The organism is Pseudomonas sp. EA_65y_Pfl1_P113 (genome assembly GCF_963970525.1).
GTDB lineage: Bacteria > Pseudomonadota > Gammaproteobacteria > Pseudomonadales > Pseudomonadaceae > Aquipseudomonas > Aquipseudomonas tritici.
The window spans coordinates 36,985-56,886 of the sequence record NZ_CAXAQM010000019.1; the positions used below are offsets into that span (position 1 = coordinate 36,985).

Consider the following 19,902-nt stretch of genomic DNA (forward strand, 5'->3'; position numbering starts at 1 on the left):
TGTTGTGTCCCGATCCTTTTCCCGTCGACAAATCCTGGGTGGCCTTGCAGGCCTGGCCGTAGTGGGCGTGGGGGCCGGTGGCGCCTACCGCTACTGGCTGGGGAAAGTCGCCGAGGCTGAGGCTGGGCACGATTACGAACTGATCGCAGCACCCCTGGACGTGGAGTTGGTACCGGGCCACAAGACCGAAGCCTGGGCATTCGGCCCCTCAGCGCCGGGCACCGAGTTGCGCGTGCGCCAGGGTGAGTGGTTGCGGGTGCGCTTTATCAACCATCTGCCAGTCGCCACCACCATCCACTGGCATGGCATCCGCCTGCCGCTGGAAATGGACGGCGTGCCCTACGTCTCGCAATTGCCGGTACTGCCCGGTGAATACTTCGACTATAAATTCCGCGTGCCGGACGCGGGCAGCTACTGGTATCACCCCCATGTGAACAGCAGTGAAGAACTGGGCCGTGGCCTGGTCGGCCCGCTGATCATTGAAGAGCGCGAGCCTACCGGTTTCAAACACGAGCGCACCCTGAGCCTGAAAAACTGGCACGTGGACGAAGAGGGCGCTTTCGTGGCCTTCAGCATCCCCCGTGAAGCGGCGCGGGGCGGCACCGCCGGGCGTTTATCGACGATCAATGGCGTGTCCCAGGCGGTCATCGATCTGCCCGCCGGGCAGATCACCCGCGTGCGCCTGCTCAATCTCGACAACACCTTGACCTATCGCATCAATATTCCAGACGTCGACGCGCAGATCTACGCGCTGGACGGCAACCCTATCGAGCCGCGCCCGCTGGGCAAGGAATACTGGCTGGGCCCCGGCATGCGCATCTGCCTGGCGATCAAGGCACCGCCTGCCGGTGAAGAACTGTCGATCCGCAACGGCCCGGTGCGCCTCGGTACGTTTCGTTCGGTGGCCAACTCCGATGCACCGAGTGAGTGGCCGCCCGCATTGCCCGCCAACCCGATCAGCGAACCGGACCTGGCCAATGCCGAGAAGCTCAACTTCAATTTCGAATGGGTTGGCAGCGTTTCAGTCGATGATGGCAAGCCTCCAAGCCTGTGGCAGATCAACGGCAAGGCGTGGGACATCACAGACAAAACCTGTGCCGACCGCCCGATTGCCAAGCTGGAAAGGGGCAAGAGCTACATTTTCGAATTGAAGAACATGACCCAGTACCAGCATCCGATCCACCTGCATGGCATGAGCTTCAAGGTGATTGCCTCGAACCGCCACAAGGTGATCCCGTACTTCACCGACACCTACTTGTTGGGCAAAAACGAACGCGCCCGCGTGGCCTTGGTGGCGGATAACCCGGGGGTGTGGATGTTCCATTGCCATGTGATCGACCACATGGAAACCGGCCTGATGGCCGCCATCGAGGTGGCGTGATGCGCCAGTTTCGCCCACCGGCGATCATCGACCGCAGTCGCGACCAGGACTTCATGCTTGAAGCCCTGGCCCTTGCTGCCCAGGGCGCTGCACTCGGCGAAGTGCCCGTCGGCGCAGTGCTCGTACAAGACGGCGAGATCATCGGTCGTGGCTTCAATTGCCCGATCAGCGGCAATGATCCCAGCGCGCATGCTGAAATGGTCGCCATCCGCGCCGCCGCGCAAGCGATCAGCAACTACCGCCTGATCGGCAGCACCCTGTATGTCACGCTGGAGCCGTGCAGCATGTGCGCCGGCCTGATCGTGCATTCGCGTGTTGCGCGGGTGGTCTATGGCGCGCTGGAGCCCAAGGCGGGGATTGTGCAAAGCCAGGGGCAGTTTTTTACCCAGGGATTTCTGAATCACCGGGTGTTGTTTGAGGGGGGAGTGTTGGCTGAGGAGTGTGGGGCGGTGCTGAGTGAGTTCTTCAAGGCCCGGCGGGCCAAGCCCACACTCTAACGATTACGGGTGAGCAAATGTGGGAGCGGGCTTGCTCGCGAATACGGTGTATCAGTCACACATGTACCGACTGACCCACTGCATTCGCGAGCAAGCCCGCTCCCACATTTTGATCTCCACTTGGCAGGCAGATTGGAGGTTACTTCTTGGCGATGATCACTGCGCGCATCGGCGCCGGCAGCCCTTCGATGGTCTTGCTGTGATCCTCCGTATCAAGAAAATCACTCAGCGACTGAAACTTCATCCACTCGGTCCCGCGCTGTTCTTCAACCGTGGTCACGCTCACATCCACACAGCGCACATCGCTGAACCCTGCACGGCGCAGCCACAGCATCAACGCCGGCACCGACGGCAGGAACCATACGTTACGCATTTGCGCATAGCGGTCTTCCGGCACCAGCACTTGCTGCTGATCGCCTTCCACCACCAAGGTTTCCAGGACCAGTTCTCCGCCTTTGACCAGCGTGTCTTTCAGCGCCAACAAGTGCTCGATCGGCGAGCGGCGGTGATAGAACACGCCCATGGAAAACACCGTGTCGAACCCTTCAAGATTCGACGGTAAGTCTTCGAACGGGAACGGCAAGTGCCAGGCGTTGGGTTCGGACAGGTAACGCTGTACCGCCTGGAACTGGCAGAAGAACAACCAGTTCGGATCGACCCCAATCACGCTGTCCGCGCCGGCGCCGAGCATGCGCCACATGTAGTAGCCATTGCCGCAGCCGACATCAAGGATGCGCTTGCCTTTCAGATCCAGGTGCGGCGCGACCCGCGACCACTTCCAGTCCGAACGCCATTCGGTATCGACATGCACGCCGAATAGGTGGAACGGGCCTTTGCGCCACGGGCTCAGGCCCATCAGCGCAGTGTGCATTTGCGCGCGGGTAGCGTCGTCGCAATCAGTGTCCAGGGTCAGGTCATTCAGCAAATCGACTTCGCTGGGCATTATTTTCGGTAAGGCATCCAACGCACTCTGCCAACGCTCCAGGTCGCCATGACCTTTCTCCATCTTGCTATCGAGTTGCGCTTGCAGGCCCTGGGCCCAAACGGCCAAAGGAGTGCCCACCAAGTGGCGGGCAAGGGGGGAGAGATCAATCATGGCAGGGCAATCAACGAGGCAAAGTTAAGACACTGGAACCACGGCACGACGTTCGAGAACCCCGCCGCCAGCAGGCGTTCGCGGTGTTCTTCGAGGCTGTCGGGCTTCATGACGTTTTCGATGGCGCTGCGCTTCTGGGCGATTTCCAGTTCGCTGTAGCCGTTGGCGCGTTTGAACGCGATATGCAGGTCGGTGAGTAGCGCGTGTTCTTCAAGGTCATTGAAGCGCAGCTTTTCCGAGAGGATCAGCGCACCGCCCGGCAGCAGCGACTGGCGGATACGCGAGAGCAAGGGCAGGCGTTCATCCGGTGCGATAAATTGCAGGGTGAAGTTGAGTGCAACCACTGAGGCCGGTTGGAATTGCAGCGCGAGTATATCGCCCTCGATAACCTCGACCGGCAGCAACTCCTGGAACATCGAGTCCTGGCCATTAAGGTACTCGCGGCAGCGCTCCACCATCGCCGCCGAGTTATCCACTGCAATCACCCGGCACCCGTCGGTGCGCACATGGCGGCGCAGGGCCTGGGTCACTGCGCCGAGGGAAGAGCCCAGGTCGTACAGCACGCTGCCCGGCTGGGCAAACTGCGACGCGAGCACGCCGAGGTTCTCGACGATGGTCGGATAACCCGGCACCGAGCGCTTGATCATGTCCGGGAACACCCGCACCACGTCCTCGTTAAAGGCGAAGTCCGGCACCTGGGGCAGGGGCTGGGCGAATAGGCGATCGGGTTCTTTGCTCACGGTTGTTCCGGCGACGAAGGGGAAAGGCCGGCATTTTAGCCAAGTTAGCCTTCGTGCGCGCGAGTTGTCTGATAAACCGCGATGTAACAGGCAGTGTTGGCTTCACCACCCCTTCGGGTTGACCGGGAGGCGGTGGAGCGCGTTGTCACTGTTTGGAGAGTGGATTCGTGCGGATATCACAATCACCGACTACGCCAATAGTGTCTTTTGGCTGAAAAAGGTTGTTTGCAGTGAAGTTGAAGTGGCACCTGTAGCGGCCATTTTCACGGTCGAAATCAACGTTCACGCTACCGCTCTGAGTCAAATAGTGCGCAGGAGCAGATTTTCCACCGGCTGTGAGTGCACAAATCTGCTTGCTCGGAAAAACATAGTCGCCGTTCGGTGTATTCGACAGCATCTCAATTTCGATGATGCGCAGGGGGCCGGGTGAATTTTCCTCGACGCCTACGATAGTTATCTGCTCATTCTCATTAGTCAGGTCAACCGCGCCTGCATTGAAACTCACGACACCGTTGACGGATGCGGTCAATGTTCCCGTTGCTTCCCCGTAAGCAGTACTGTTGGTCATGATCGAACCCTCTTGAACCACTCGCCCACCGGATTGTGTGCGATGTCGTGGAACGATAGAGGCAGGCACCCATCTGCGTAACTGTTAGAAATACCAGTTCTGCAGAGGTTATTAATCTAAATAGGCGGTGTTTTTTCAATGATGGCGCGTAGGGTGTTCAGTCTGTGGATTGAGGGCAAATGCAGCCGCAGTGATCCCCCACTGTCCCAGCCAGTAAGTACTGATCAGCACATACGGCGCCGCATCGAATGCCACCACAAACCGACTGATGCCGATCAGCGTGTCGGAAAAAACAAACGACAGCGCGCCTGCTGCCGCCAGCAATGCCGAGCGTTTCGGCACGTCAGTGCCCAAGCGTGCCAGCGCACGCCAGAGCATCGCACTGATCACCAGCGCATAAACCACTACCGGCATCAGCAGGTCGCCAAGGCCGTGGGAGATCAGGATGCTCAGCAGAATCGCGCCCACGCCCAGGGCCAATGCCAACGGCAACAGGGCTAAGCGGCGGCAGTCGCTGAAGTAGGCTTTGAGGTAGGCCAGGTGCGCAAACAGAAATGCGCCCAGCCCAAAGATAAACAGATCGCCCGGCCAGGCGAGCAGCACATCGCCTATCAGGGAAAAGATCAAACCCAGGCTGATCCAGCGTCGATACTCGGTGGGCGGCGCATCATGCAGCCAGCCCAGCAGCGCCAGGACCGGCAGCGGCTTGACCAGCAGGCACAGCAACGTGGCATGGGGGGTCAGGCCGTAGATAAAAGTGCCGGCGCCCATCAACGCAAGAATCAGCCATGGCATATCAGTTCACCGTGATGGCGCAGTCGAACGTTTCGGCGGGTTCGGCTTCCGGCTCCCAGGGTTGCTGGGACGTCAGGCGCAAGCGCCCCTGGCCGGTCGCGAACGCCTGGAACCGCCAGGTCGACTGGCCGCCGCCACCGACCACGCCGGATTCCGAGCTGGTGTAGACCTCCGGGCTCAAGGCGCGCAACACACCGCCAGCGGAATCCTGGATGGCCCAGCGGTAACCCGTGGTGGGGTTGCTCGGCAGGGTGAGGATCAGGTTTTGTCCGGTTTTAAGCTGAAGTGGGCAGGCGCTCTGGTTGTCCACGCTGACGTTTTGCTTGGGGGCACTGGCGCAGGCTGCCAGCAGGGCAAGGCTCAAGGGGAGAAGCAGGCGAGCAGCGGTCATGAGGGCTCCATTGATTGGCGACGAAGGGCGAGCATAACCGAAGATGGGACGAGGTGTGACTGGGTGGGGTTTTGTGGTGACCGGGCCGGCCCTTTCGCGAGCAAGCCCGCTCTCACATTTCGACCGCATTCCAAAGGATTTACTCGGTCAACATGTGGGAGCGGGCTTGCTCGCGAAGAGGCCAGTAAAGGCGCTACATAACTATCAGAAGAGCACTTTAGCCACATCCGCAAACCGCTTGGCAAAGTGCACTGTCATCCCTTCCTTCAGGTACTCCGGCAACTCCTCAAAACTGCCCCGATTCGGCTCCGGAAGGATCAGCTCATGGATCTTCTGGCGCCGCGCCGCGATCACTTTCTCGCGCACCCCGCCAATCGGCAGGACATGCCCGGTCAACGTCAGCTCACCGGTCATGGCCACGCCTTTTTTCGGCGGCTGGTTACGTGCCAGCGACAACAGCGCACTGGCCATGGTCACCCCCGCACTCGGGCCGTCTTTGGGCGTGGCGCCTTCCGGCACGTGCAGGTGCACGAAAGCTTCGTCAAAAAATTTCGGATCACCGCCAAACGACTTCAGGTTCGAGCTGATGTAGCTGTAGGCAATTTCGGCGGACTCCTTCATCACTTCACCCAACTGCCCGGTGAGCTTGAAGCCGCGATTGAGCGTATGGATACGTGTCGCCTCAATCGGCAGCGTCGCGCCGCCCATGCTGGTCCACGCCAGGCCGGTGATCACACCGGTGCCGGACAGCACCTGCTCATTGCGGAACACCGGTACACCCAGTGAGCTTTCCAGGTCTTTGTTGCCAATCTTGATCACCAGGTCCGGCTTATCCAGCAGCTTGACCACGGCCTTGCGCACCAGTTTGCCCAGCTGTTTTTCCAGCTGGCGCACACCGGCTTCGCGGGCATAGCCGTCGATCAATGCGCGCAACGCGCCGTCGCTGATGGTCAGGGTGTTTTTCGACACGCCGGCTTTTTCCAGCTGCTTGGGCCACAGGTGGCGCTTGGCAATCGCGACTTTTTCTTCGGTGATATAGCCCGACAGGCGAATCACTTCCATACGGTCCAGCAGCGGGCCTGGGATGGAGTCCAGGGTATTGGCGGTGCACACGAACAGCACTTTGGACAGGTCCAGGCGCAGGTCCAGGTAGTGGTCGAGGAATTCGACGTTTTGCTCGGGGTCGAGGGTTTCCAGCAGTGCCGACGCCGGGTCGCCCTGGAAGCTCTGGCCCATCTTGTCGATCTCGTCGAGCATGATCACCGGGTTCATCACTTCCACATCTTTGAGCGCCTGCACCAGCTTGCCGGGCATGGCGCCGATGTAGGTGCGGCGATGGCCCTTGATCTCGGCCTCGTCGCGCATGCCGCCGACGCTGAAGCGGTAGAAGGGCCGTCCCAGCGACTCGGCGATGGATTTACCGACGCTGGTCTTGCCCACGCCCGGCGGGCCGACCAGCAGCACAATGGAACCGGCGACTTCGCCTTTATAGGCACCCACCGCGAGGAATTCGAGGATGCGACTCTTAATGTCGTCCAGGCCTGCGTGGTGCTTGTCCAGCACCTTGCGCGCATGTTTCAGGTCGAGTTTATCCTCGCCAAACACACCCCACGGCACCGAGGTGGCCCAGTCCAGGTAGTTGCGCGTCACCGCGTATTCCGGCGAGCCGGTTTCGAGGATCGACAGTTTGTTCAGTTCTTCATCGATGCGTTTTTTCGCCTGGGCCGGCAGTACTTTGCTTTCCAGGCGTTGCTCGAATTGCTCGACATCCGCACTGCGGTCGTCCTTGGTCAAGCCCAGCTCCTGCTGGATGACCTTGAGCTGTTCCTTGAGGAAGAACTCGCGCTGATGCTCGCCGATCTTGCGGTTCACTTCAGCGGAGAGTTCTTTTTGCAGGCGCGCAACTTCGACTTCTTTGCGCAGCATCGGCAGCACTTTTTCCATGCGCTTAAGCATGGGCACGCAGTCCAGCACTTCCTGCAATTCGTTACCGGTGGCCGAGGTCAACGCGGCGGCGAAGTCGGTGAGCGGCGACGGGTCGTTGGGGCTGAAGCGGTTGAGGTAGTTCTTCAGCTCTTCGCTGTACAGCGGGTTGAGCGGTAGCAGTTCCTTGATCGCATTGATCAGCGCCATGCCGTAGGCCTTGACCTCGTCGGTCGGCTCCGAGGGCTGGTGCGGGTATTCGACTTCCACCAGGTACGGTGGGCGGTGGTGCTTGAGCCAGGTCTTGATGCGCACGCGGGTCAGGCCCTGGGCCACGAATTGCAGCTTGCCGTTTTCGCGGCTGGCGTGGTGCACCTTCACCAGCGTGCCGTACAGCGGCAGGCTGGAGGTATCGAAGTGGCGGGGGTCGTCCGGCGGGGTGTCCATGAAGAACAGGGCCAGGGAGTGGTGGTCGGATTTGCTCACCAGTTCCAGGGTCTCGGCCCACGGCTCTTCATTGACGATCACCGGCAGCACTTGCGCCGGGAAGAAGGGCCGGTTGTGGATCGGGATGATGTAGACCTTGTCCGGCAGGTTTTGCCCGGGTAGGGCCAGGCCGGTGTTGGAGGACGCTTCGTGCTCGGCGTTTTCGGGATCTGCGTAGTCGTTGAGGTCGTAATCAGGGAATTCTTGCTGGTCGCTCATGGGGCACCTGCATCAGGAAGTATGGTGCTTAGATGGGGCGGGGGGGCAGTGGTTTCAATGGCAGCGGCGAGATCGCAACATATTGCATGAAATTCTCGACAGCGCCGCCGCTCCCACCTCTATTCGCAACTGTGTGCGGTCAGCTGATTTTGTGCAGGTAGGCGGGCAGGGGTTGTTCTGGCAGGACTGAGAGCACTTTCAGCCGTTGCAACATGCGCTGGCGTGCTCGCTGAAGATGCTCACGCAGATTCAGCGCCGCCGCATCCACCGCGCCATGCAACAAGAGCTCAAGAATCAACCGATGTTCGGCCAACATCGCCGGATCGGCGCCGATCCCCAGCAACCGATAAAAAATCCGGCTGATGATCATTGGGCTCTGGCCCTGGCGGATCAGTGCAGCGATCTTGCGATTCTGCAAGCCGGCCAAGCAGTGCTGGTGCAAGTCTTCCTCGATCTGTTCGATGGCCTCAAGGCTGCAGTGAGGGCTGTCCTGGGCAGCCAGTACGCGTTGCAACATGGCTTCAAGCAGCTGGCGATCAAGGTGCGGTGCGCTCTGGCGCAAGGCTTCGGGTTCCAGGCAGGCGCGCAGTTCGTAGTCTTCGGTAACTTCCCGCGCCGTCAAAGGCCCCGCCAACCATTGGGAATAGGGTTCCTTTTCCACCAGGCCGCGATCTCGCAGGCGCATCAGTGCTTCACGCACCACTGCACGGCTGACGCCATAGTGGTCGGCGGCGGCTTGCTCATCCAGGCGGTAATGGCCGAAGGCAATGCAGGTGGACAGCGCCGCGCCGATTTCCTCGACGATACGTTCACCCAACGGCCGCGTATCCACCAGCTCATCCTTACCATCAAGGCCCAAATGTGTATGGCTCAAGGGCAGGCGTAGCGGCTCCATCGCCAGGCTTTCGGGGTTGATCAGGTAACCCCGGCCATTGAAGCGGCAGATCAGGCCTTCGGCGTGCAGCAGGTCCAGGGCCTTGCGCACCGGTACACGGCTGGTACCGAACAGTTCGGCCAACGGCGCTTCCAGCAAAACCAGGCCGTGGCGAGCGGTGCCGTTGACGATCGCGTCACGCAACACTTGGTGAATCATCGCGTAACGAGAGGCCGAGGCGGACACTGCTTTCATCGATTTCTCTAAAGGGGGGAGGACGGTGGCCGGGGATTCTCTCATAAGTTGCACCTGTCACTCTGGGCCACGTCGATGGCACTTTTTTGGGGCCCGAAAACTGGGAATGTTACCTTTCTGCACCAAAATGTACTTATTAATAAAAGATACATTATTTCGTTGGCGGCATTGCACCTCCCTCAGTCACGGTTTTTTCCTGCCCATCAAAACCATCTATCCCGTTGCTCTCAGCGAAAAAACCTGACAGCGCAAAACCACCTCACAAGAGACTGGCACGAAAGCTGCCTTTGTAAAATGTACATTTTATTAATATGTACGTTTTTTGAGGGTCATCTTGATGTTAGACGCCACTTCAATGGCCGAGGATTTTGCCTGCGGTCGCAGCGATCCGGTGCAAGCCCTCGAACAGGCACTCGAAAAGGCAAGCCAGGTGCCGTCGGTATTTATCAGCCTGACCACCGAGCGTGCCCGCCGTGAAGCCGAAGCCGCCGCTGCCCGTTGGCGCGCCGGCCAGCCCTTGAGCGTGTTCGATGGCGTGCCGTTGGCCTGGAAAGACCTGTTCGATGTGGCCGGCAGCACCACCACTGCTGGCGCCGCCTATCGCCGCAATGCGCCTGCCGCTTTGCTCGACGCGCCGACCGTGGGCCTGTTGTGTCGCGCCGGGATGGTCAGTGTGGGCAAGACCAACCTCAGCGAATTGGCCTACTCAGGCTTGGGTCTGAACCCGCATTTCGGCACGCCGCACAACCCCCATGGCACTGACCAACCACGCATCCCAGGCGGTTCGTCGTCCGGTTCTGCAGTGGCCGTTGCGGCCGGGATCGTTCCCATCGCCATGGGCACCGACACCGCCGGGTCGATCCGCATCCCGTCGGCGTTCAACGGCCTGGTCGGTTATCGCAGCAGCAGCCGACGCTACAGCCGCGATGGCGTATTCCCCCTTGCCCATACACTCGACAGCCTCGGCCCGCTGACCCGCAGTGTGCGCGACGCCTTGGCCATCGACGATTTGCTGCATGGGCGCACCCAAACCCACCACGCCCGCAGCCTCAAGGGCCAACGCTTCGTATTGGCGCAACAGGATGTCGAGCCTGCTGTGCGCAACAACCTGCTGCGTGCAGTCGAGCAACTCAAGGCCCAAGGTGCGCTGATCGAAGAGCGCGAATGCCCGACCTTCCAGGCCACCCTGGACCTGGTCAACCACCACGGCTGGCTCGGCTCGTTCGAAGCCTTCGCCCTGCACCAAGGGTTGCTCGACAGCCGCGACGCCGAACAACTCGACCCTCGCGTACGCCGCCGCCTCGAAGCCGCACGTTCGCTGCCAGCCAGCCAACTGATCCACCTGACCGACGCGCGCAGCCGCCTGCAACAGCAACTGATCGATGACCTCGACGGCGCCATTCTCATCACCCCAACCGTTGCCCACGTGGCGCCCGCATTGGCACCGCTGGAAGCCGACGACGACCTGTTCGTGAAAACCAACCTTGCCACCCTGCGCCTGACCATGCCCGGCAGTTTGCTCGACATGCCCGGCGTGACCCTGCCCAGCGGCTGCGATGCCCAGGGCCTGCCCACCGGGCTGCTGCTCAGCGCACCGGCGGGAGAAGACGCACGCCTGCTGCGCGCGGCGTTGTCCGTCGAAACCGTACTTAACGTTTAAGGAGATTCATCATGGCTAAAGACATTCTCTGTGCATTTGGCGTCGACGTTGACGCCGTCGCCGGTTGGCTCGGTTCCTATGGCGGTGAAGACTCGCCGGACGACATTTCCCGCGGCTTGTTTGCCGGTGAGATCGGTGCGCCGCGCCTGCTCAAATTGTTCGAACGCTACGGCCTGCGCACCACCTGGTTCATTCCCGGCCACTCGATGGAAACCTTCCCCGAGCAGATGAAGGCGGTGGCCGACGCCGGTCACGAAATCGGCGTGCACGGCTACAGCCACGAAAACCCCATCGCGATGACCGCGGAGCAGGAGGAAATCGTCCTCGATAAATCCATCGAGCTGATCACCCAAGTGACTGGCAAACGCCCGACGGGCTACGTTGCGCCATGGTGGGAATTCAGCAAAGTCACCAACGAACTGCTGCTGAAAAAAGGCATCAAGTACGACCACAGCCTGATGCACAACGACTTCCATCCCTACTACGTGCGCAAGGGCGACAGCTGGACCAAGATCGACTACAGCCAGCACCCCGACACCTGGATGAAACCCTTGGTACGCGGTGAAGAAACCGACCTGGTGGAGATCCCGGCCAACTGGTACCTGGACGACCTGCCGCCGATGATGTTCATCAAAAAGGCCCCCAACAGCCACGGCTTCGTCAACCCGCGTCACCTCGAAGAAATGTGGCGCGACCAGTTCGACTGGGTTTACCGCGAACACGAACACGCCGTGTTCACCATGACCATCCATCCCGATGTCTCCGGCCGCCCGCAAGTGTTGTTGATGCTTGAGCGGCTGATCGAACACATCCAGAGCCATGCCGGCGTGCGCTTCGTCACCTTTGACGAAATCGCCGACGACTTTATCCGCCGCCAACCGCGTACCTGACACCCACCCTTGCTCACCCCCTGAGGCGCGATTATGTCCATCTATAACAAGCTTGACCTGACTGGCTGGAAACCCCGGCAACTGACGTCCAAGGAAGTACGTTTCGCCACCTGGATCGCGTTTTTCGCCTGGGTGTTCGCGGTGTATGACTTCATCCTGTTCGGCACTTTGCTGCCGGAGATTGGCCGGCATTTTGGCTGGGGTGAAGTGGAGCAAGCTGAAATCGCGACGTGGGTGGCGGTGGGCACGGCGGTGGTCGCCTTTGCCATCGGCCCCGTCGTCGATAAGTTGGGGCGGCGCAAAGGTATTATTTTCACCGTGGCGGGTTCCGCGCTCTGCTCGGCACTGACTGCAATCGGCGGCGCGTGGGGCAAGTCGCCGCTGATTCTGATCCGGTCGCTGGGCGGGCTGGGCTATGCCGAGGAAACCGTCAACGCGACTTATCTGAGCGAGCTGTATGGCGCCTCGCAAGACCCGCAGTTGACCAAACGTCGCGGCTTTATCTACAGCCTGGTGCAGGGCGGCTGGCCGGTCGGTGCGTTGATCGCCGCTGGGTTGACCGCGTTGCTGTTGCCGATCATTGGCTGGCAGGGCTGCTTCATCTTTGCCGCGATCCCAGCGGTGGTGATAGCGATCATGGCGCGCAAGCTCAAGGAGAGTCCGCAGTTCCAGATCCATGAACGCATCAGCCGGCTGCGTAAAAGCGGCGCGGTGACTGAAGCACAAAATGTCGCCGTGACCTACGGCGTGGACTATGACGAACACAGCAAGGCCGGTCTCAAGGCCGCCTTCCGTGGTCCGGCGCGGCGCGCCACCCTGGTGATCGGCGCTGCGCTGTTGCTTAACTGGGCAGCTATCCAAGTGTTCAGCGTGCTCGGGACATCGGTGATCGTCAGCGTGCACCACATCTCGTTCGAGAACTCGCTGATCATCCTTGTGCTGTCGAACCTGGTGGGCTATTGCGGCTACCTCAGCCACGGCTGGATGGGCGACAAGATCGGCCGTCGCAACGTGATCGGCCTGGGCTGGATGCTTGGCGGGCTGGCGTTCGCCGGGATGCTGTTTGGTCCGAGCAATATGCCGATGGTGGTCGGGCTGTACAGCCTGGGCCTGTTCTTCCTGATCGGGCCGTACTCGGCGGCGCTGTTCTTTATCAGCGAGAGTTTCCCTACCAGCATCCGCGCCACCGGCGGCGCGATCATCCATGCCATGGGCCCGATCGGGGCAGTGGTCGCAGGTTTTGGTGCGACCCAGGTGTTGTCCGCCGGCAGCGACTGGCAGACCGCCGCGCTGTGGTTTGGCGCATTGCCGTGCTTCCTGTCAGGCGTCCTGATGTTTGCCGCGCGCCATGTGCGCCCGGAAACCGTTCAGTAAGGAGTGAGTGATGAGCCGTAAAGTTGCCTTGATTACCGGTGCCGCCAGCGGCATCGGCCAAGCCCTCGCCGTGGCCTATGCCCGCCAGGGTGTGGCGGTAGTGGGCGGGTACTACCCGGCTGATCCGCATGACCCGCAGACCACCGTTAGCCTGGTGCAACAAGCCGGCGGCGAATGCCTCATGCTGCCGTTGGACGTGGGCGATACCGCCTCAGTCGACGCACTGGCCGCGCAAGCCATACAGCATTTCGGGCGGCTGGATTATGCGGTGGCCAATGCGGGCCTGTTGCGCCGCGCGCCGTTGCTCGAGATGACCGATGCGTTGTGGAACGAGATGCTCAATGTCGACCTCACAGGGGTGATGCGCACTTTCCGCGCGGCGACCCGGCATATGCACGAAGGCGGCGCGCTGGTCGCGATTTCGTCGATTGCCGGTGGCGTGTATGGCTGGCAGGAACACAGCCATTACGCGGCGGCCAAGGCCGGTGTGCCGGGGTTGTGCCGGTCGTTGGCGGTGGAATTGGCGCCGCTGGGCATTCGTTGTAATGCGGTGATTCCAGGGTTGATTGAAACGCCGCAGTCGCTGGATGCAAAGAACTCGCTGGGACCGGAAGGTTTGGCCAAGGCGGCGCGCGCGATTCCGCTGGGGCGGGTAGGGCGGGCGGATGAAGTGGCGTCGTTGGTGCAGTTTTTGACCAGTGAAGCGTCGAGCTACCTGACCGGGCAGAGCATCGTCATCGACGGCGGCCTGACCGTACGCTGGCCTGACTGAATGTGCTGGATCTAAATGTGGGAGCGAGCAAGCCCGCTCCCACATTGGATCTGTGTTTGCTTTAGGAGATTTGACATGCCCCAACTGACTAACCGCCGCGCCGTCATCACCGGTGCCGGCAGCGGCATCGGCGCCGCCATCGCCCGCGCTTACGCCGCCGAAGGCGCGCGCCTGGTGCTGGCCGACCGCAACGCCGCCAGCCTCGCCGAAACCGCGATCACCTGCCGCAACCTTGGCGCCGAGGTGTTCGAATGCCTGGCCGACGTCGGCACCGTCGGAGGCGGCCAGGCCAGTGTCGACCGTTGCGTCGAACAGTTCGGCGGTATCGATATCCTGGTCAACAATGCCGGCATGCTCACCCAGGCGCGCTGTGTCGACCTGACCATCGACATGTGGAACGACATGCTGCGCGTCGACCTCACCAGTGTGTTCATCGCCAGCCAGCGCGCCTTGCCGTACATGCTCGAGCAGCGTTGGGGCCGGATCATCAACGTCGCCTCGCAACTGGGCATCAAGGGCGGCGCCGAACTGACTCACTACGCCGCCGCCAAGGCTGGGGTGATCGGCTTTACCAAGTCCCTGGCGCTGGAAGTGGCCAAGGACAACGTGCTGGTCAACGCCATCGCACCGGGCCCGATTGAAACGCCGTTGGTGGGCGGTATCAGTGAGCAATGGAAGCGCGCCAAGGCCAAGGAGTTGCCGCTGGGCCGTTTCGGCCTGGCCGATGAAGTGGCGCCGGTGGCGGTGCTGCTGGCCAGCGAGCCCGGCGGCAACTTGTTCGTTGGCCAGACACTGGGCCCGAACTCCGGCGATGTCATGCCATGAATGAGGTGTAGCCATGTGCGGACTCTGCGGACTGCTTGGCGAAGACCTGCACTGGAGCGATCCCCTGGGCGATGAGTTACCCCGGCGCCGTGAACGCCTGCGCCGGATCGCGGCGATCAACCAGGTGCTGGCGGTGTTCCGGCTCAAGGTCGAAGACTTCCAGGGCGCGTCGTATCTGCTGCTCGGCGCCACTGGCAAGCAGGCGCTGGCCAGCGGTCTGGATCAGCTGTGGCAAGCCGCCGAAAACATGCTCGGCCGGCCGCTGGATCCCCTCGATCCGCGTTTGTTGGACCACTTGGAGTCAGCCCCATGAGCATCGCCCTCAACGTCATCACCGGCTTTCTCGGCAGTGGTAAAACCACCTTGCTCAAGCGTCTGCTGCAGGGTGAAAGCCTGGGCGACACCGCGTTGCTGATCAACGAATTCGGTGATGTCGGCATCGACCATCTGCTGGTGGAAGAGGTGGCGCCGGACACGGTGCTGCTGCCCAGCGGCTGCGTGTGTTGCTCGATCCGTGGCGAGTTGAAAGACGCGCTGCTCGGCCTGCTGCAACGCCGCGAGCGTGGTGAAATCCCCGCCTTCAAACGGGTAATCCTCGAAACCACCGGCCTGGCCGACCCGGCGCCAATCCTGGCCACCTTGAACAACGACGTGCAACTGCGCGGGCGTTTTCATATTGGCTTGGTGATCACCCTGGTGGACGCCAGCCATGCCATCCTGCAAGAACGCCTGCACCCGGAATGGCTGGCCCAGGTGGCGGCGGCGGATCGTTTGCTGCTGAGCAAGACTGATCTGGCGGATGACTGCGCTGCGCTGCGCGCACATCTGCAAGCGCTCAATACCGGCACGCCGATCCTCGATACCCACGACATCCATAGCGGCGACCAACTGCTGCTGGGCGAAGGCCTGCGCAGTGCCGAGCCCGCCATGGAAGTCAGCCGCTGGCAGCTGCATCACACCACCACGGCCACCCACGGCGCCGCGCAAGTCTGCAGCCTGACCTTCGACCAGCCTCTTGATTGGGTGGGTTTCGGGGTATGGTTGTCGATGCTGTTAAGATGCCACGGCGAACGAATTCTCCGCGTCAAAGGGCTGCTCAACGTGAACGCCAGTAACGCCCCTATCGTCATTCATGGCGTGCAGCATTGCCTGCATGCGCCGGTGCATTTGCCTGCATGGCCGGGCAGCGACCGCCAATCACGCCTGGTGTTTATCCTGCGTGGCCTCGAGCCTGCGCTGCTAAAGCGTTCGTTTGAAGCGTTCTCGCGGCGGCTCGCTGCATGATCACACTCCGCGTTCTCGGCACGTCGGTCACCCTGCTTGAATGCCTGCGCGTACGCGCCGAAGAGGAGCTGGGCATTCGCCTTGTCTACCAAGTGCACGACGTCGAACAGGCGCAACGCATCGCGGTGATGCAACCCGACAGCTACGACCTGTATGACCAGTGGTTCCACAACGTCGACTTCGTGTGGCCGGCCCGGGCGATCCAGCCTATCGACACCCGACGCATCGCGCTGTGGCACGAGATCAATGACCTGCCCAAGCGCGGGCGCCTGTCGCCCGATGACCGCCTGGGCAGCGGCAGCGTGCCCAGCGAGCGGCTGTTCGTGCAGCACGACGGCAGCCTCGGCAGCACGGTCACCGAGCGCATCAGCATGTTGCCCCTGACCCACAACGCCGACAGTTTCGCCTACCGCCCAGAGCGCTTGCCCGAAGGTTTTTGCCACGGCAACGAAAGCTGGGGCTGGCTGCTCAACCCCGCGTGGCGTGCGCGCACCGCCTTGCAAAGCGACGCCGCCATCGGCGCCCTGGATGCTGCGCTGGCGGTGCAGGGCGCGGGGCTGGCGCAGTTCAAGGACATCGGCAATATGAGCATCGAAGAGATCGATGTACTCGCCGATATCCTCGTGCGTAAACAGAAGGAGGGGCATTTCGCGGCCTTCTGGTCGGACGACGAAGAGGCCGCGCAACTGATGCTCAGCCCGAGCATCGACATCCAGAGCCTGTGGTCGCCGACCCTGATGCGCCTGCATCGTGCCGGAGTGAAATACCGCCTGGCGGTGCCGCGCGAAGGTTATCGCGCCTGGTTTGGTGGTTTGTCATTGTCGCAGCATGCCAAGGGGCCGGTGCTGGATGCCGCCTATGCGTATCTGAATTGGTGGTTGTCCGGTTGGCCGGGGGCGGTAATGGCGCGTCAGGGTTACTACATCGGTAACCCGGCGCGCGCGCGTGATCACTTGAGCAGTGCGGAATGGGATTATTGGTACGCTGGAAAGCCCGCACGCGAGCAATTGCTGGGCAGTGATGGGTTGCCGTTGATCGAGATCGGAGAAGTGCGCGATGGAGGGGCTTATGAGGCGCGCATGGGGCATATTGCGGTATGGAATTCGGTGATGGACGAACACAATTATCTCGTGCGCCGATGGGGCGATTTCATGCGGGCTCGGGCTGTTTGACCGGGCTCACCCGTTTGAACCGACCGGCCTAACGTCGATCTCGCTCTCACATTCGATCTCCCGTATCAGGCATATATCACGCGCTCTGGATCGGTGCATCCCCTGGTCAACCCTCTGTCGCCAATAAAATGCCACCAAAATCCTAGCTTTTATTGGGTGCACGTACCCCAAGTCCCAGCTAATCTCCTGAATCCTAATATTCAATAAAAATGGATATCTTTTTGACGCCAGGTTAGCTGTCGCAGGGAATGCACATGACAAAGGGACGCGGTGGCAGAGAGAGGCGAGCGCTGCCGGAGGGCACTGCAATGAGGTGGCGCCATACGTTCCAAACCCGCATCGCCGGAGTGCTCGCGCTGTTGCTGTTGGTCGTGGTCGCCGCTACTTACTTCGCCGTGAAGACCGCCACCACCCGCGCCGTGGAGAACCAGGCGCAAGTCCAACTGCAAACCGGCAGCCAGGTGTTTGAACGCCTGCTCGACCTGCGCGGGCATCGCCTGCAGTACGGGCTGGGCTGGCTGACCGTCGATATTCCCTTCAAAAAGGCCGTGGCCGAAGGCAAGGCGGCACCGATTCTCGCCGCGCTGCGTCGCCACGGCACGGGCATTCGCTCCAGCGAAGTGTTCGTACTGGGCCTGGATGGCAAGGTCATGGTCAGTACCTTGCCGATATTGACCCGCGGCGAGTTATTCCCCTATGACGACGCCCTGCGCCGTGCGCGGCGCACGGGGTTGCAGATGCTGATTGTGGCCATGGATGGGCGGCCGTATTTGCTGGTGCAGGATGAAGTGCTCGACCCGCTGCCCATCGCGCGCATCGTCATGGGCTTTCCCATGGACAAACTGTTCGCCAATGAATTGCGCGCCATGAGCAACCTGGAAGTGTCGTTCCTCAGCGTGCAGAACGGCGCGCCCGGCCCGTTGTTCAGCACTCAGCCGGATGCTCACCAAGCCGCCATCCTCAGCCTGTTACGTGACGAGCCCGTCGACCCCGAGCCAAGAATCCATGTGTTCTACGGCCTACGTGTGCTCAGCCAAGTGTTGCCGCTGGACAACACCGGCGATGGCGATGAAGTGCGGGTGCTGCTGCAAAGCCGGCTGGACCACGCGCTGGAATCCTTTGCGCCGCTGGATCGGCAGTTCCTCGGGATCGCCCTGGCGGTGCTGCTGGTGTCGTTGGCCGGTGCGTTGTTTTTGGCACGCAGGGTGTCACGCCCGCTCAATGCCCTGGTGCAAGCGGCCGAACGGATTGGTGCCGGTGACTACCGCACGCCGGTGCGGGTGCGCAGCCATGATGAATTCGGCCTGTTGGCCCGGGCCTTCAACGCCATGCAAAGCGGCATCGCCGTGCGCGAGCGGCAATTGGCGCACAACGCACTGCACGATCCGCTGACCGGCCTGCCCAATCGCGCCTTGGTCATGGAGCGCCTGGGCAGTGCGATCAGCGCGGGGCGGCCAGTGGTGTTGCTGTACCTGGGGATCGAAAATTATCGGGTGATCAATGAAGATTTCGGCCCACAGGGCGTGGAAGAAATGCTGCGCGAGGCCAGCCGCTGCCTGTCCATGAGCCTGTTGGCCAGCGATACGGCGGCGCGCATCACCGGCAGTGAGTTCTTGCTGTTGCTGGAAAATACCGAAGTCGACCGCGCTGTAGCCCGCGCCGACCGCCTATACGCACTGCTCACCGAGCCCCATCGCATCGGCAATGACGAACTGCGCCACGAAGTGAGCATCGGCATCGCCGCCTACCCTGCCGACGGCCAGCAGGTGGACGAGTTGATCAGCCGCGCCGCGATCGCCCGGCATGACGCCGCGAGCCTGCCGGGGCATCTGCAGGTCTACCAGCAGGACCGCGACCTGGCCCACCAACGCCAGATCACCCTGATCCGCGACTTGCGGCGTGCGGCCCTTGAGGGGGAATTATTCCTTTGCTACCAGCCCAAACTCGATCTCAAGCACGGCCATGTGCGCCAGGCCGAAGCCTTGTTGCGCTGGCAGCACCCGACGTTGGGCCAGGTGTCTCCCGCCGAGTTCATCCCCCTGGCCGAGCGCACTGGCAGTATTCGCAACCTGACCCTGTGGGTGATCGAGGAAGCCATCCGCCAGATCGCCGAGTGGGCACAACGCGGCATGCTGATCCAGCTGTCAGTGAATATCTCAGTGGACGACCTGGCCGATGATGACCTGGCGATTCGCGTTACCGCCCTGCTGATGCAGTACCGCGTGGCGGCCGAACAACTGATCTTCGAAATCACCGAAAGCGCGATCATGCACAACCCGCAACAGGCCCTCAGCGTGCTGGAGCAACTGCGCGGCTGCGGCATCAGCCTGTCGGTGGATGACTTTGGTACCGGCTATTCGTCCCTCGCGCAATTGCAGCGCCTTCCGGTGCAAGAGTTGAAGATTGACCAGTCATTTGTGCGCAACCTCAGCAGTACCAGCGGCGACGCGGTGATCGTGCGCTCCACCATCGAGATGAGTCACAACCTGGGGCTCAAAGTGGTGGCCGAAGGGGTCGAGTTCGAGCCTAGCCTGAAGCTGCTCAAACAGTGGAAGTGCGACACTGCCCAGGGCTATTTGATCAGCCGGCCGTTGAATGCGATGGCGTTTGAGAGGTGGATGCGTCGGGAGCGAGCGCCGCTCTAAAGACCGGTACTCCCACATTTTGATCTTCGTCGTACATTAAAAAGGCGGCTACCTG

General features: G+C 61.4%; 18 protein-coding genes. 11 read left to right on the forward strand and 7 right to left on the reverse strand.

What is annotated here, in order from left to right; all coding sequences use genetic code 11:
* Positions 1 to 4 precede the first annotated feature (4 nt).
* Together AACY52_RS17965 and tadA are read left to right on the forward strand one after the other, a co-directional pair.
* A complete protein-coding gene (locus AACY52_RS17965; protein ID WP_339417758.1) occupies positions 5 to 1,381 on the forward strand; it encodes a multicopper oxidase family protein in 1,377 nt (458 codons plus the stop codon).
* The gene (tadA, locus tag AACY52_RS17970; protein ID WP_339417759.1) at positions 1,381 to 1,878 is read left to right on the forward strand and encodes a tRNA adenosine(34) deaminase TadA; all 498 of its coding nucleotides are present in this window, start codon (positions 1,381 to 1,383) and stop codon (positions 1,876 to 1,878) included. Before AACY52_RS17965 ends, tadA begins: the two co-directional genes overlap by 1 nt.
* 139 nt (positions 1,879 to 2,017) lie before the next feature.
* On the opposite strand, the gene cmoB is transcribed toward tadA, so the two are convergent.
* From cmoB to AACY52_RS18005, 7 genes are all read right to left on the reverse strand, one after another.
* Entirely contained in the window at positions 2,018 to 2,974 is a 957-nt protein-coding gene (gene cmoB, locus AACY52_RS17975) for a tRNA 5-methoxyuridine(34)/uridine 5-oxyacetic acid(34) synthase CmoB (RefSeq protein ID WP_339417760.1), read from the reverse strand.
* The gene (gene cmoA, locus AACY52_RS17980) at positions 2,971 to 3,714 is read right to left on the reverse strand and encodes a carboxy-S-adenosyl-L-methionine synthase CmoA (RefSeq protein ID WP_339417761.1); all 744 of its coding nucleotides are present in this window, start codon (positions 3,712 to 3,714) and stop codon (positions 2,971 to 2,973) included. Before cmoA ends, cmoB begins: the two co-directional genes overlap by 4 nt.
* A 145-nt stretch (positions 3,715 to 3,859) precedes the next feature.
* Positions 3,860 to 4,282, reverse strand: a complete 423-nt coding sequence (locus AACY52_RS17985; protein WP_339417762.1) for a hypothetical protein — start codon at positions 4,280 to 4,282, stop codon at positions 3,860 to 3,862.
* Between the two features lie 135 nt (positions 4,283 to 4,417).
* Positions 4,418 to 5,077, reverse strand: coding sequence for a lysoplasmalogenase (locus AACY52_RS17990; protein WP_339437912.1), 660 nt, complete (start codon positions 5,075 to 5,077; stop codon positions 4,418 to 4,420).
* Position 5,078: 1 nt separating this feature from the next.
* Complete coding sequence (locus AACY52_RS17995) at positions 5,079 to 5,468, reverse strand: protease inhibitor I42 family protein (RefSeq protein ID WP_339437914.1); 390 nt, start codon at positions 5,466 to 5,468, stop codon at positions 5,079 to 5,081.
* A 204-nt stretch (positions 5,469 to 5,672) separates the two neighbouring features.
* On the reverse strand, positions 5,673 to 8,096 hold the full coding sequence (gene lon, locus AACY52_RS18000) for an endopeptidase La (RefSeq protein WP_339435848.1): 2,424 nt from the start codon (positions 8,094 to 8,096) through the stop codon (positions 5,673 to 5,675).
* 139 nt (positions 8,097 to 8,235) lie between these two features.
* Positions 8,236 to 9,225: a GntR family transcriptional regulator gene (locus tag AACY52_RS18005; protein ID WP_339417768.1), complete on the reverse strand. Its 990-nt coding sequence runs from the start codon at positions 9,223 to 9,225 to the stop codon at positions 8,236 to 8,238.
* Between the two features lie 337 nt (positions 9,226 to 9,562).
* On the opposite strand from AACY52_RS18005, the gene AACY52_RS18010 reads away from it, so the two are divergent.
* The 9 genes from AACY52_RS18010 to AACY52_RS18050 all read left to right on the forward strand — a co-directional run bounded on the left by AACY52_RS18010 (position 9,563) and on the right by AACY52_RS18050 (position 19,847).
* The gene (locus tag AACY52_RS18010) at positions 9,563 to 10,885 is read left to right on the forward strand and encodes an amidase (protein ID WP_339560655.1); all 1,323 of its coding nucleotides are present in this window, start codon (positions 9,563 to 9,565) and stop codon (positions 10,883 to 10,885) included.
* A gap of 11 nt (positions 10,886 to 10,896) precedes the next feature.
* A complete protein-coding gene (locus AACY52_RS18015) occupies positions 10,897 to 11,775 on the forward strand; it encodes a polysaccharide deacetylase (RefSeq protein WP_003234086.1) in 879 nt (292 codons plus the stop codon).
* 33 nt (positions 11,776 to 11,808) lie between these two features.
* A complete protein-coding gene (locus AACY52_RS18020; protein WP_339417772.1) occupies positions 11,809 to 13,149 on the forward strand; it encodes an MFS transporter in 1,341 nt (446 codons plus the stop codon).
* Positions 13,150 to 13,159: 10 nt separating this feature from the next.
* Positions 13,160 to 13,921, forward strand: a complete 762-nt coding sequence (locus AACY52_RS18025) for an SDR family NAD(P)-dependent oxidoreductase (RefSeq protein WP_339435852.1) — start codon at positions 13,160 to 13,162, stop codon at positions 13,919 to 13,921.
* 75 nt (positions 13,922 to 13,996) lie between these two features.
* A complete protein-coding gene (locus AACY52_RS18030) occupies positions 13,997 to 14,746 on the forward strand; it encodes an SDR family NAD(P)-dependent oxidoreductase (RefSeq protein WP_339417775.1) in 750 nt (249 codons plus the stop codon).
* 13 nt (positions 14,747 to 14,759) lie between these two features.
* The gene (locus tag AACY52_RS18035) at positions 14,760 to 15,059 is read left to right on the forward strand and encodes a hypothetical protein (RefSeq protein ID WP_339417776.1); all 300 of its coding nucleotides are present in this window, start codon (positions 14,760 to 14,762) and stop codon (positions 15,057 to 15,059) included.
* Positions 15,056 to 16,030: a GTP-binding protein gene (locus tag AACY52_RS18040; RefSeq protein ID WP_339455538.1), complete on the forward strand. Its 975-nt coding sequence runs from the start codon at positions 15,056 to 15,058 to the stop codon at positions 16,028 to 16,030. Before AACY52_RS18035 ends, AACY52_RS18040 begins: the two co-directional genes overlap by 4 nt.
* Entirely contained in the window at positions 16,027 to 17,202 is a 1,176-nt protein-coding gene (locus AACY52_RS18045; protein WP_339417779.1) for an extracellular solute-binding protein, read from the forward strand. The genes AACY52_RS18040 and AACY52_RS18045 overlap by 4 nt, the downstream gene beginning before the upstream one ends.
* Positions 17,203 to 17,510: 308 nt before the next feature.
* A complete protein-coding gene (locus tag AACY52_RS18050; protein ID WP_339560656.1) occupies positions 17,511 to 19,847 on the forward strand; it encodes an EAL domain-containing protein in 2,337 nt (778 codons plus the stop codon).
* The last annotated feature ends 55 nt before the right edge of the window (positions 19,848 to 19,902 follow it).

Bases quoted from the DNA above. Each gene is read 5' to 3' on its own strand.
- AACY52_RS18015 (WP_003234086.1), top strand. From the start codon at position 10,897: ATGGCTAAAGACATTCTCTGTGCATTTGGCGTCGACGTTGACGCCGTC.
- AACY52_RS17995 (WP_339437914.1), bottom strand. From the start codon at position 5,468: ATGACCGCTGCTCGCCTGCTTCTCCCCTTGAGCCTTGCCCTGCTGGCA.
- AACY52_RS18010 (WP_339560655.1), top strand. From the start codon at position 9,563: ATGTTAGACGCCACTTCAATGGCCGAGGATTTTGCCTGCGGTCGCAGC.
- lon (WP_339435848.1), bottom strand. From the start codon at position 8,096: ATGAGCGACCAGCAAGAATTCCCTGATTACGACCTCAACGACTACGCA.
- cmoB (WP_339417760.1), bottom strand. From the start codon at position 2,974: ATGATTGATCTCTCCCCCCTTGCCCGCCACTTGGTGGGCACTCCTTTG.
- AACY52_RS18005 (WP_339417768.1), bottom strand. From the start codon at position 9,225: ATGAAAGCAGTGTCCGCCTCGGCCTCTCGTTACGCGATGATTCACCAA.
- AACY52_RS18020 (WP_339417772.1), top strand. From the start codon at position 11,809: ATGTCCATCTATAACAAGCTTGACCTGACTGGCTGGAAACCCCGGCAA.
- AACY52_RS18045 (WP_339417779.1), top strand. From the start codon at position 16,027: ATGATCACACTCCGCGTTCTCGGCACGTCGGTCACCCTGCTTGAATGC.
- AACY52_RS18040 (WP_339455538.1), top strand. From the start codon at position 15,056: ATGAGCATCGCCCTCAACGTCATCACCGGCTTTCTCGGCAGTGGTAAA.
- AACY52_RS17985 (WP_339417762.1), bottom strand. From the start codon at position 4,282: ATGACCAACAGTACTGCTTACGGGGAAGCAACGGGAACATTGACCGCA.
- AACY52_RS18030 (WP_339417775.1), top strand. From the start codon at position 13,997: ATGCCCCAACTGACTAACCGCCGCGCCGTCATCACCGGTGCCGGCAGC.
- tadA (WP_339417759.1), top strand. From the start codon at position 1,381: ATGCGCCAGTTTCGCCCACCGGCGATCATCGACCGCAGTCGCGACCAG.
- AACY52_RS18025 (WP_339435852.1), top strand. From the start codon at position 13,160: ATGAGCCGTAAAGTTGCCTTGATTACCGGTGCCGCCAGCGGCATCGGC.
- AACY52_RS18035 (WP_339417776.1), top strand. From the start codon at position 14,760: ATGTGCGGACTCTGCGGACTGCTTGGCGAAGACCTGCACTGGAGCGAT.
- AACY52_RS17990 (WP_339437912.1), bottom strand. From the start codon at position 5,077: ATGCCATGGCTGATTCTTGCGTTGATGGGCGCCGGCACTTTTATCTAC.
- AACY52_RS18050 (WP_339560656.1), top strand. From the start codon at position 17,511: ATGAGGTGGCGCCATACGTTCCAAACCCGCATCGCCGGAGTGCTCGCG.